At 42.3% G+C, this 13334-nt stretch carries 9 protein-coding genes; 3 read left to right on the top strand and 6 right to left on the bottom strand.

Annotated elements, in window-relative coordinates:
* Positions 1 to 39 precede the first annotated feature (39 nt).
* From trpB to OTG27_RS07620, 5 genes are all read right to left on the bottom strand, one after another.
* A complete protein-coding gene (gene trpB / locus OTG27_RS07640; protein ID WP_057275822.1) occupies positions 40 to 1203 on the bottom strand; it encodes a tryptophan synthase subunit beta in 1164 nt (387 codons plus the stop codon).
* Between the two features lie 129 nt (positions 1204 to 1332).
* Positions 1333 to 5067 (bottom strand): helicase-exonuclease AddAB subunit AddA, encoded by a 3735-nt coding sequence (gene addA / locus OTG27_RS07635; RefSeq protein WP_268936641.1) that lies wholly within the window; start codon positions 5065 to 5067, stop codon positions 1333 to 1335.
* Positions 5060 to 8560, bottom strand: coding sequence for a helicase-exonuclease AddAB subunit AddB (gene addB / locus OTG27_RS07630; protein ID WP_268936640.1), 3501 nt, complete (start codon positions 8558 to 8560; stop codon positions 5060 to 5062). Before addB ends, addA begins: the two co-directional genes overlap by 8 nt.
* 188 nt (positions 8561 to 8748) lie before the next feature.
* A complete protein-coding gene (gene lepB / locus OTG27_RS07625) occupies positions 8749 to 9312 on the bottom strand; it encodes a signal peptidase I (protein WP_053534099.1) in 564 nt (187 codons plus the stop codon).
* Positions 9313 to 9345: 33 nt separating this feature from the next.
* The gene (locus OTG27_RS07620; protein ID WP_034314626.1) at positions 9346 to 9960 is read right to left on the bottom strand and encodes a TVP38/TMEM64 family protein; all 615 of its coding nucleotides are present in this window, start codon (positions 9958 to 9960) and stop codon (positions 9346 to 9348) included.
* 288 nt (positions 9961 to 10248) lie between these two features.
* Here OTG27_RS07620 and OTG27_RS07615 point away from each other — a divergent pair, with 288 nt between their 5' ends.
* A complete protein-coding gene (locus OTG27_RS07615; RefSeq protein ID WP_034314629.1) occupies positions 10249 to 10617 on the top strand; it encodes a YhjD family protein in 369 nt (122 codons plus the stop codon).
* A gap of 574 nt (positions 10618 to 11191) precedes the next feature.
* On the opposite strand, the gene OTG27_RS07610 is transcribed toward OTG27_RS07615, so the two are convergent.
* Positions 11192 to 11425: a hypothetical protein gene (locus OTG27_RS07610; RefSeq protein WP_145504919.1), complete on the bottom strand. Its 234-nt coding sequence runs from the start codon at positions 11423 to 11425 to the stop codon at positions 11192 to 11194.
* Positions 11426 to 12267: 842 nt separating this feature from the next.
* Here OTG27_RS07610 and OTG27_RS07605 point away from each other — a divergent pair.
* A complete protein-coding gene (locus OTG27_RS07605) occupies positions 12268 to 13107 on the top strand; it encodes a ComEC/Rec2 family competence protein (RefSeq protein WP_268936639.1) in 840 nt (279 codons plus the stop codon).
* Positions 13108 to 13326, top strand: coding sequence for a DUF3006 domain-containing protein (locus tag OTG27_RS07600; protein ID WP_057275817.1), 219 nt, complete (start codon positions 13108 to 13110; stop codon positions 13324 to 13326).
* The last annotated feature ends 8 nt before the right edge of the window (positions 13327 to 13334 follow it).

The raw sequence follows: 13334 nt of genomic DNA, 5'->3' as shown, positions 1-13334 counted from the left end.
AAAAAGCCTCCCATTTCCAGGGAGGCTTTTACATTCGGACTATTTTTCTAACATGTTGAATACTTGCTCGACATCTTTGTCTCCCCTGCCTGATAAATTAACGATCAGTATATCATCCCTTGTTAACTCTTTAGCGAGCTTCATGGCGTGAGCCAGGGCATGTGAGCTTTCGAGAGCCGGAATGATTCCCTCTGTTTTGGATAATACCTGAAAAGCCTCAAGAGCTTCTTCCCCTTTTACCGTCACATACTCCGCTCGTCCGCTTTCTTTCAAAAAACTATGCTCGGGCCCCACGCTCGGGTAATCCAAACCTGCAGCTATAGAGAATGTTGGTTTTGGTTCTCCTTGTTCATCCACTAACGTCAAACTTTTGAATCCATGCAATACTGCCGGGACACCTTGCGAAATACTTGGGGCTTCTATCGGTTCAACACCAATTAAACGGACATTTTCTTCATCGAGATAATGAGCAAAAGCACCGATCGCATTACTTCCCCCTCCTGCACAAGCAATGATGGCAGTTGGCAGTTTTCCTTCCTTTTCAAGGATTTGGCGTTTTGATTCTTCACTTATGATTGATTGGAAATGTTTAACGATCGTTGGATATGGGTGTGGCCCCACTGCTGAACCAAGCAAGTAAAAAGTATTTTCATAGTTTTGCACCAAGTCATTCAATGCCTCATCAACAGCATCCTTCAATCGACCCTGTCCCTTTTCGACAGCTACGACTTTTGCCCCCAGCAATTCCATCCGAAAAACATTCAATGCCTGCCTCTCCGTATCCAGCTTACCCATATAGATCACACACTCCATGCCAAACATCGCACATGCTGTCGCAGTCGCCACACCATGCTGTCCTGCTCCTGTTTCTGCGATGATGCGTTTAGCACCCCTTCGTTTAGCGAGCAGGATTTGTCCGATCGCATTATTAATTTTATGAGCACCTGTATGGTTCAGATCTTCACGCTTCAAGTATATTTTTGCACCGCCAACCTTTTCCGTTAAATTCTTTGCAAGTGTTAACGGGTTTTCGCGTCCGACATATTCTTTCAGATAATATCGGAACTCCTCAATGAATTCCGGGTCATCCTTATATTTCAGGAATTCCGTTTCTAAAATATCCATAACTTCCTGAAGTTCACCCGGTATAAAGCTTCCACCGAACTCACCAAAGTATCCCTTGCTCTTGATCTCACTCGTCATACTCTTCTCTACTCCTTTAAAAAGGTATTTTTCTCCACTAGTATATAGTAAGCATTTACACCTTTTCAAACTATTCTGTTTATTCAATCGAAAAGAAGCGTCCCACATCAATGGGACACTTCTTCTCTCTTATACTTCCAATAAATGCGAGCCGTCAAAGAAAAACAAGTAACGGCCGGTTACCTTCTTATTCATTATTCCCTCAACAGCCCTCGTATAAAGCTGAAGCTGCATCTGGTATCGATCGGCAAGAATCCCTTTAGCCCCTTCGTACCCGCTTGTAAAACGGCCGGTGATCGTATCCGTTTTATAGTCGAGAAGCACAAGACCTTGTTCATCCTCAAAGATACAATCAATCACCCCTTGGATAAGGACTTCTTCATCTCCAGCTGTCCAATCGCTGTAAGCTTCCTTTGCAGGCAGCGACATCGTAAATGGCACTTCACGGCGAATGCTTTCGGCCCTCTGCATTCTTTGGCCGATTTCACTATCGAAGAAATCGACGATCGTCTCCGGATCCACAGCTTCTTTCTGTTCCTCCGTCAACAGCTCACGTTGAATCAGATCAATGATCAGTTGCTGAATCGATTGAATGGTAATCTCTTTAGATAGATCAATATGCTGCATGACTAAATGTGTAATCGTACCCCTTTCAGCAGGAGTCAGTGACTTTTCTTGCATGAAAGTCGGCCGCTTCGTGATAGGCCGCTTAAATTTACGCAACAGCTCTGTGGAGCTTTGCTCGTCCTTAAGTTCATATTGACGTTTTAATTCAGAAACGGATTGCTTGGAACGATACACCGTCGCCTCATGCTCGGGGTACTCCCATTCCAGCTGTTCCTTGATATCATCATAAAACTCGGAAACGATGCCGACCTTCTCCGATTTCTGGACATGTTCAAGCATTTGCTCTTGAACCAGTGCCTCTTCCTCATCCAGAACAGCAAGCTCTTCACTTGGAATGACGGAAATGGACCAATTCGATGGATGCGACTCCATTTCCAGGCCAAGACCTGCAGCACCAAGAGAATCCCGATGTCGGACAAGGGATGGACCAATCCAATCAAGATAACTTTTTGCACCTGCCCGTACATAGTCCTTCAATAGCCAATCTCCATGTGCCGCATTACTTTCCCAGTTCTGCTGCGTTTTTTCTGCATCATTGATACTGGCAATCAAATAAAGCTTTTCCTTAGCCCTTGTTAGCGCCACGTAGAGGACACGCATCTCCTCGGCAATTAATTCAAGCTGCTTTTTTTTCTTAAAAGCCAATTGAGGGAGGGATGGATAAGTTATCCGTAATTCGGAATTCACGTACTTTGCCGCAAAGCCATAATCTTTATCCAGTAAATAGGACTTTCGTAAATCCATCATATTGAATTGCTTGGAAAGACCGGCAATGAACACGATCGGGAACTCAAGCCCCTTTGACGAGTGAATTGTCATCAGCCGGACTACATCTTCCTGTTCCCCTAAAGCCCGAGCTGCCCCTAAATCATCTCCACGTTCTTGCATCCTTTCTATGAACCGCAAGAAACGGAACAGACCGCGGAAAGAACTTGCTTCATATTGCCTTGCCCTGTCATACAGCGCTCGTAAATTGGCCTGACGCTGTTTGCCGCCCGGCATCCCACCTGCAAAATCATAAAACTGCGTTTCGCGGTATAGGAGCCAGATTAGATCTGATAATGCCTCCTGCCTGGCAAGCTTCCGCCACTTCACTAGTTTTTTATAAAATGCAGAGGCTTTTTCATAAAGCCCCGGATGTTCTTCAGGGTCACTCTTTCTGTAAAAATCAGCTAGTGCTTCGTAATAGCTTCCTGTATGGAATAAACGCACCTTTGACATCTCTTCTTCATCCAACCCGACGATAGGTGAACGGAGAACAGAAGCCAATGGGATATCCTGTTGCGGATTATCAATCACCTTCAATAAGGAAATCATGATGGCCACTTCGGTCGCTTCAAAATATCCCGTGGATAAATTAGCATATACTGGAATTCCCTGCTTTTTAAATTCCTCCATGATTTGCGGTGCCCATGGCATTGAACGAAGAAGAATGACCATGTCCCGATAAGTGGCAGATCGGTACCTTTTGGTTTTCGTATCATATATCCGATGCTTTTCGCTTATAGCCTTTTTAATGAGCTTGGCCATCTGCCTTGCTTCGAGCTGCGCTTTTTCAAGCTCCTCGGCTTCAAATCCGCCATCATATCCTTCCATTTCCGAATGAGCTTCAGGATCGGCTGCTCCATCAATTAAATGGAGTTCGATCGGGTATGGATCGTCTTCGGGATATGGGGCACCTTTTTTCAATTGGGCATCTTCATCATAATCAATCTCACCGACTGTAATGCCCATCAACTGTTGAAATAAGAAATTGGTCCCATCAAGAACTTCCTTTCGGCTCCGGAAATTGCGGTTTAAATCAATTTTCAGTCCGGAATCAACACCGTCATGGGTAAATCGTGTGTATTTTCCAAGGAAGAGATTCGGTTCTGCAAGCCTGAACCGGTAAATGGACTGCTTGACATCGCCTACCATGAAAAGATTCCCATCATATTCTCCGTCAGCCGTCACCAATTTTAAGATCGATTCCTGAACCAGGTTCGTGTCCTGGTATTCATCCACTAGTACCTCTTTGAACTGGTTCCTGTATTCGATGGCTGCCGCTGAAGGTTTTCGTTCACCATCCACTGTTTCCCCTGTCAAAATTTGAAGACAATAATGTTCCAAATCGGCGAAATCCACCAAGTTCTTTTCTGCTTTTGCAGCAAAGAATCTTTCGTCAAACCGTTTAACAAGCATTACAAGTGTATCGACATAACCCTTAAGCTCCCTTAAATCCCGCAGGTAGCTTTCCGGTTTCCGGGAAAATAACTCTTCCTGTAACGATTTGATGATCTTCTTGGCCTTATCCCGGTACTTGGTAGCCTCATCAGCCACTTCCTTGATAAAATCTGCACCGGTAACGCGTTTTGCCGTCCCGAATTTCACGTTTTGGATTTCCTCATAAAGTGCATTCCACGATTGGTCCTTCACTTCCGAAAGTTTAGCAACCAGTGCAAGATCGGCTAGATAGTTCTCAGCCCTTGGAGCCGGCCCCCCAGGGATTTTTGTCAATGCAAGCGAGCGTTCCAATAAATCCCTGGCCGTGTCCAATTGTAAACCAATATCGAACTTCAATGAATCGATAAACGAAAGATCATCAATCCCATCATCATCTGCCAGCTCATACATGCTGGCGGCACCATCGAGCCATCGGTCCGGGTTTGGATTCGATTGCGAAAAATCATGCAGCGACCGAACGATATTCTGAAGTGCATCATCATTTCGATCGCTTGTGAAAGCATCGACCAAATTAAAGAACTGTTCGTTATCACTTTGCCCATACTGCTCCTCGAAAAGCTCTTCCAACACTTCATCACGGAGCAGCTGGATCTCCGTTGAATCTGCAATCCGGAAGCCCGGGTCGATATCCGTCAGATAATAATACTTCCTGATCACCTCTAGACAAAACGAATGGAGTGTGGAAATCGAAGCACGATTAATCAAGCTCAACTGCTTACGTAAATGCTGTGAATGCGGATTATCATCGATCGCTTTTTCTAATGCCTCACTTACCCGATGGCGCATTTCGGCAGCCGAGGCATTGGTGAATGTAACCACGAGCAGTTCATCAACATCGATTGGATCTTCTTCTGAAATGACTTTTTGAATGATCCGATTGACCAGTACCGCTGTTTTCCCTGAACCCGCAGCGGCCGCAACCAGGATGTCCTGATCTTTAGCCCATATTGCCTTCCATTGATCTTCCGTCCAAGTCACGTCTCCTGGCAGAGCAGGAATTTTCGTTTTACTCATCGCTCTCCCCCTCTCCCCTTAATAGCTCAAGAACGTCATTTTGTTTCTTCTGTGCCAAATTCCTGAATTGGTTCTCCTCCAGTGACTGGTCGAATTGGCATACAGATTTAAAGGAACAGAAGGTACACGGCGTTTTTTCCTTTAATTTGTATGGAGTAATATCCACATCACCATCGACCATTCGATCTCCAGCCTCCTGATAAATACGGCGCACATGATGATTCAAAAGGGAAAACTCCTCCCTGCTGGCAACTTTGGAAGCCGCCAGGAGCGATCCGTCCTTTTTAAATCCAGCTGGAATGATATCCGACTTACCAGAGTTTTCAATATCAAGCGAGGTATCCATCAACTGAATGACATTTGAATGGTCCAGTACAAGTCCATTCATTTTAAAGCTTTTATAAATTTCTTCTTCAATTTTATCCAAACTGAGCATTCCCTTTGATTTGACAACGGGATTATGCACATGAAAATACAAAACTCCGGCTGGAATCGCTTCTTTTCCAATCAGCGACTTGGAATGGGTGACGACGATATCTAGGTATGTCAACATTTGCAGCGCTAGTCCATAATATACTTCACTCATGTTCAGTTCCTTTTCACTCGACTTATAATCGAGCACACGCAAATAGACACCCTCATCTTCTTCCGCTTTATCCACGCGGTCGATCCGCCCGATCAATTCCATCTTCGTACCGTTTTTCAATGTGAAAGAAAGTGGCGGCAGCTCGCCATTTTTTCCGAATCCAAGTTCTAATCCAATCGGAGCAAAACCGCTCGCCTTTGCATGTTCACTTAATACGATCGAGGCACGTCCAATCACGTGTTCGAGTTTCCTGCGTAAATAGTGATGGCGGTTCGTACTTAACAAAATCTGATTTTGGAGTTTAGGAGCAAGTCTCTCCACAGCAATTCTGGCCAGCTCCAAGCATTGTTCCGGGGTCAATGTAGACCAAGGAATATCTTGTTCCTTCAAGTAATCGGAAATCATTTTCAACGCCCCATGGAACATTTCGCCTATATCCGGGGCATCCAAACGGAAAATCTGCCTTTCCCTCAATTTCAAGCCATGTGCCGCATAATGGGAAAACGGGCAGCTATTGAACATTTCCATCCTGGATACACTCGTAAGAATGCTCTCACCGTATAATTGCTTACTTGTTTCCTCAGTTAATTTCTTTGTCCTATTTTGATAAAAAAGGCTCGATAAAACCTTAGTTGCTGAAGGACCGGCCATTTCATCATCAATAATGGAATTATATACATCCCACCATAGTGAATGGATTGGATAATTCCTTTTCTTCAGCTGCAATTGGGCAGCCAGGTACGAAAGGGCAACATCATGATTCGCTGCATATTTCACCTGTTCCTCTGCAGACAGATCGGACGGATCGTTCATATAATACACATCGGAAACATTAGGCAATACGTCCCTTACCCGTTTCAAATAGGATGAAGGCAAAAGCGCCTTCCCTTCCTCATCGGCAAGCGGATATGATAAATAAAGGGCCTCGGCAGGCGTAGTGAATGCTTTGTACGCTGTGAACTCCTCATCCAGCAGGCGCACTTTCGAACTTGGGGCAACATCAAGTCCACCAGCCAGCAGCACATCACGATCACTATCTGAAAATATCCCGTCAGATACTGCTTTTCCCGGCAGAACCCCTTCGTTCAATCCGATAACAAAAGCCGTCTTCACATCATCCAGGCGGGATAAATCTAGATTAGCGACTAATACTTGGTCAATTGCCGGCGGTACCAAAGAAAATTCAAGAGACTCCAGACCAGCTTCAATGATTACCGCAAACTGTTTCATGGAAAGCTCTTCCCCGCTCAGCAGTTCAACGAATTGGTCCAATAGGTCGACAACCGCATTCCATGTTTGCTCATGCTCTCTTGCCGATACCAAATCACCTGCTTCTTCTGCCTCCAGTTTCAGCTTTTCCAATTTTTCCGGTATATGCAATTCTTCAAGATATAGATAAAGGGCTTCACACAATTCCCTGCCATTAGCAGCCTTTTTAGCCCGTTTTGAGAGCCTCAAGATGGGCTCGGTAAATAATTGCTTCATTTCATTCAACTCTTGCTCAAGCATCATTTCCTTATCCGTTTGGTTCCGGTCCTCGAGTTCCAGACCGCGGAAGCGCCGGTAGGTCCAACGATCTTTGGACGTCCACCCGCTTCCTTTAATGCCGCGGGCCAGCACATAGTTTTCCAGCTTATCTACCTGTTCACGCATCCGGTCGTGGTTTTTTTGCAACGGAAATAGAAGCTCCGTCTTGATTGCACGAAATACCGGTTCATAACGCCAATAGCCATTGATGATCTCCAAAGTCGAACGAATCAGTTCAATCAGAGGATGATTCAGCATCGTCCGTTTGGAATCGACGAACAAGGGAATTTGATAATCCCGAAAAACGGTTTGTAAAATATCTGCGTATGCTTCCCCGTTACGGACTAAAATCGCAATATCACGGAAACGGTGCTGTTTCTGTCTGACCAGCGACAAGATATCCCGGGCAACTCCTTCAATTTCAGCTCTGCGGTTAACTGCCTGGGCGATCGTTACATCAGGTGACTGCTGCTCAAACGTTCGTGCAGGACGAATGGAAAAATAAGTTTCCAGATGATTCAGCCCCGGACTCTTTCCAAACCTTTCCGATCTTTTTAAGATTCGATCTTCTGAAATCGATATGCCATTCCTCAATCCAGCCTGATATAGGTGATGATAAAGGTTTCCCGTTTGCCTGAACAATTGCAAATCATCCGGAGCATATTGCCTGTAGGGCTGATCTAACGTCAGCGAGACCGTTACACTCCTGCACAGCTTCATCATTTCTTCAACAATCAATAATTCCTGTGGAGTCAAGCTATAAAAACCATCGATATATATATCCGCATTCCTTATATATGAGGAATCTGACATTTTTTCAATCAGCAAAGTGAAATAATCTTCGGAGTCTAAATATTTATTGACCATTTCATCCTCAAAAGACTGATAGACCAATTCAAGATCATGCAGTTTATCCTGAATGCCGCTGCCGGCCTGTGAGGTTTCAGCTAAATAGTTTTGAATGTCATCAGGTTGGATGCAATACTGCTTGAACTCAGCCAGCATCAGCTCCATCTGTGCAATGAACCCCTGCTTATCAGCAGATCGACTGAACATCTTTAACTCTTCCTTTTTATCATCCATGATCTTCCGTATCAGCATATTAACGCCAACACTGTCCAGATGCAGCCGGCTCATCCCCCCGGTTTCCTGAAGAACGCGCCAAGCAAGCCTGCTAAAACTGAAAACCTGTGTCCGGATCATTCCGGCAAGGCCTGGTGTTTTAATTAATTTATATTCAGATAGAAACGTCATCTGATCAGGAACGAGGTAGATAATTGGATTTCCTTCGGGATCTTCTGCCAATTTAGAGCGGATTTCGTCCAATATATTCGAAGTTTTCCCTGTACCCGATCTTCCCAGTAAAAAACGGAGTGACATCTCTTTTCCCCCTTACAACATAATATCTAGATCCATCATACCAGAAATACTTTCGTCTTTATGACTAGGTTTCTGTTTCCAATTAGATTTACTTTCTATTATTTTACCGTCTCCCTTAAAAAAACACCAATCGTACGTTCGCGTTTCCCCCAAAAGAAAAAGCCCGCATCTTACTCGGGCTTCCACAATCACTCACCTGTAAACTTAAAATTGAAATCATTGACCGGCCAATATCGAACATCCACTTTACCGACAACATTTTCTACCGGTATATAACCAAAGTGACGGCTGTCAGCACTTTCAAGACGATTATCACCCATGACAAAAAGCTTGCCCTCCGGAACTTTGGTCATATCCGTCAATTCTTTTAATGTAAAATCACCTGTAAAATCCTGTCCTGGGAAACCTTCCTTGAATTTCTCAAGATAAGGCTCATCCACTTTCTTACCATTTACGTAAAGCCAATCATCTTTATAACGAATACGGTCACCTGCAACCCCTATAACCCGCTTAACATAATCTTCTTGTGAATTCGCATGAAAAACAATAATGTCAAAACGGTTGATATCATGAATCTGGTAATTGATTTTATTCACGACAAGTTTATTTCCATCTTCAAGGGTCGGCTGCATCGACTTTCCTTCAACATCATAGCTTGAAAAGAGAAATGTACGGATTAAGATGTAAATAACAAAAGCTATCATCGCTGGTTTTATCCAATCGGATAAAGAATTCTTGTTTGTTTTTTCCATCTAGTTCAACCCCTACTGCATTTATATATTAATTTATTGCCCTTCTTCTCTCTTCATGCTTTTATTTAACCGGACTTCCAGCCTTTTCCCCACATACCATAGGATAAAGATGACGATTCCGATAATGATCGTTCGCACAGGTTTATGAATCAATGATACTAAATCGTAACCTACGAAGCTGATCGTAAAAATCATCACCGCCTTCCCTCCAACTACTGCAAGTCCATATTGCAGGGTACTGACTTTTGAAAGTCCTGCCACGATATTAACGATAGCCGAAGGTGTAAAAGGGAAGCAGAGCAATATGAACAAAGGACCGAATCCATGGCTCTCAACCCATACCATCAACCTCTGCACCTGTTTATGTCTTTGCAAAAATCGGAAAAACCTCATTTGACCATATCTTCTAATAATCCAAAAGATCAAAAAGGACCCCGCTACCGCACCAATCCAAGAAAATAAAAACCCCCACCAGAGACCAAATGCCGTTGCATTGGCAAGCACGAACACCACTAAAGGCAAAAAAGGCAAAAAAGCTTCCAGCATCGGCAGTAAGATTCCGGGAATTGGACCGAATGAGCGATATTGCTGAATAAGTGCCGATATATGATCAAGTGTAAACCACTCACGTATAGTATCCAAATCCATAATTATCTCCCTCGACATGCTGCCATCAAAGCAGCATAAACTTATTAAAAACCGTTTATTTTAGATATATCACTTTCCCCCGAAATTGCAAGAATTATTATCCATATATCTTCATACTTTCCCTATCTCCGGAAAACATAATCTTGTTAACGAATATTTCTAGTTTTATCAAAACTGCTTGCATAACCACTGAAAATACATTAGGATAAAAACGGAACAAGTGTTCTTATTTTTGCAGGATATACATATTAGTATTAAAAACGCGCTATTTAGAAAGGGGCGGTCATGATGACCCGCATTCCAGAAGGTGACCGAAATATGATTGAAAAAGCCATCTACCTCCCTATGGTTATTACAGTCTTAAACCGGGATCTCAAGGTCATCGAAATTAGTCCGTTTAAATTAAAAAGGCCCTATTCGGAGCTGGTGGAACATATTTTAAAAGTGGTTCAAGACGAACTTGCCGAAGTACGGCGCTATTTGCGCAAAGAGAATATTAAAGTTAGTGAAATCAAACGCGATGAATCCTTCACGATGTATTGTTTTTTATATAAAGGATACGAGGAACATCATAATTATTTCAATCCCCGCCTTCGCAACAAAACCGAAGACTTGTTATGTTATTACTTTTTCGAAAAAAAACCCTCAAGGGATTAACGGGTTAAAAGGGAGCCTTCCGGAAGGATACAAATTCCCTTGGATGTAAAAAGGTTGACCATAAAAAAGCATCGCATCTTTCCTGGCATAAAGGTAAGGGAGTCTTTCATGATCAAGATCGATTAGACTCGCTTACCTCCATTCCCCCTGTTTGAATATTCCATAACATCATAATTTAATTGGCTAGTTCAAACCAAGGCATAACCTATGTAATCAAGTGCATACTGAATATCCTTTTAACATTTAAGTTTTAAGTCTCTTTAAATGAAAGTTAATTACATGCTCCATGACAAAGATTGGAGTGGCACCCGTTATGATCGACTCATCATATTGAAGAAAAGGATAGGAAAACAGTCAGCTTCGACAAATCGATGTAAAAGTAACCAATATCATGATCCGCCGCAGAATGTAACACGTATTCATGATTTGCCCTGATCGATTGCCGTCAACCATTCCCTGCATCGAAAGAATGGAAATTCCTTTATGACGATGGGACGCTTAAAAAGCCCTGTTATCCTTTGTTGGATCAAGCTCTCGCATGTCGGATGAAATGTCTGCCATGGATTTCAGATAGTTAATATCTTCTTCCAAAAATACCTTTTACATTTAACTGCGTTACTTCAAGTTCCCTTGTAATGGCATCCTTCATTAAAAGTTTGCTGTATGCATAGCATCGCCTTTGTTCCTGGTGATTAAACGGCAGAATGTCGACGCTGCATCCTTCTGGTATATTACCCTCTTCCCTATTAAAGGAACCGAGGACTGCAATAGCCGCTTCTCCACTTCTTGTTACACAAGCCGTTTGCACAATTACTGCTCACTGATTAAGGCAACAGTTTCGACGAAATTGTCCTTAACGATTAAAAGGTCTGGCCCGTTTGTTCATTATTAAGCGACATTTAATTTCCATTCATCTATTATAACTATACGTCTAAACTATCATTTTAGTGTCAGTACAACGTTATTAGGAAAGATGTTAATTGCATATCCATACCTAGTATTATCTACTAGTAACAACCTCTTTATATTAAATGTATAAAGCAAAAAGAATTTCCAGAAAAACAAAATCCTTTGTGAAATACTGAACAAAAGATACATCACCGGTGTCTATTATATTATGTATTATGGAGTCAATCATTAAGGAAACTTATACTCATCCCTAATTTCTTATGATAACCATTCAATATTTTATTTGCATGGTTTAATTTGTAGCCAAAAGGGTTCCTATCTAAATTTTAAACCAAAGTTGCTTGGAACGAAAGGTGCAAACGCGCCGAGAAGGCTCACGGACCGCCCGCGGAAAGCGAGTGCCTCGAGGGTAATCAACGTTTAAATTGTACAATCCTAAAAAACAGAAACAATCTCTTTAACAAAATATTTTGTTGGTAATCCTAACTTTCTACACAGCCTGCTCCTTGAATATATGCCAACTTCACACTCTTTTCTGAGAGAAATAGATTTTTTATTGATTGATTCTTTAAAATAATGGCATTACATTTTCATTCAAGAGATTAATCATAAATACCCAGAGTCATTTTCCCTAACCATAAATCCAGACGACATCTTCCTTTTTTTTATCAAAAATAAAAATCGCGTCCATATTCCCATTTTTCCGGTTACACATGGTAAATTATTAACTGGAGGGGAAAAATGAAGAAAATAAATATTCTACTGCTGGCTATTCTTGTTTTGTCTTTATTCACTGGACTTAAAACAACTGAGGCAGCCTCAAATGTAAAGGTACATTTCATCAACGTTGGACAAGGAGATTCAATCCTGATACAAACCGGTAATGAAAACGTTTTAATCGATGGCGGCGGTAAAGGAAAGGGCGACGAGGTTGTTGCCTACCTAAAAAAACAAAAGGTAAAAACACTTACTGCATTAGTTTCCACTCACCCAGATGCGGATCATGTTGGCGGTCTTGCTCATGTGATTAAATCGCTTAATGTAAAATCTGTGTATGCCCCTAAAGTTTCACATACTACCCAGGCATACAAAGACTTTTTAACGGCTGTCAAGAAGAAGAAGCTTACAATAAAAAAAGCGAAGACGGGCGTGGAAATCAACACTAAAGCAAAGGATGATTCCCTTAAATTCATTGCACCTGTTAAGGACTATGCTAAGTCTGACTTAAATAATTGGAGTGCTGTCCTGTTGCTTAAACACGGCAAAAAAACATTCTTGTTTACAGGTGATGCCGAAGAAAAAGCAGAGAAGGATATGCTGGCTAAAAAACTGGTACCAAGTGTGGATGTACTTAAAGTAGGCCATCATGGTGCAAAAACATCGACTAGTTCAGCTTTCATTAACAAAACAAAACCGAAATATGCTGTAATCAGTGTAGGGAAAAATGGCTATGGGCACCCTACTTCCACTGTTATACAACGGTTGAATTCAGTGAAAGCCAAAACTTATCGCACAGATAAATCAGGTAACATTATTTTTACTTCTACAGGTCAGAAAATTACTGTAAAGACGGTGAAATAATTGGTACAAGGAATTATTGATCGCTTCGAAGGAAAGATCGCTGTCGTTGAAATCGATGGTGGTGACATGAAGGATTTCCCTAAAAGCGCTCTTCCCAAGGGAGCAAAAGTAGGAGATATGCTGATTATCGATGGTGATACCATCACCATTTCCAAAGAAGGAACTGAAAAATTAAGAAAAGAAATTGACGATTTAATGGATGAATTATTCGAAGATTGATTCCAGGG

Source organism: Peribacillus sp. AS_2, assembly GCF_026891895.1.
Classification (GTDB): Bacteria; Bacillota; Bacilli; order Bacillales; family DSM-1321; genus Peribacillus; species Peribacillus frigoritolerans.
The sequence above is the reverse complement of the archived record's forward strand: the minus strand, read 5'-3'. Positions and strand labels throughout refer to the sequence as shown.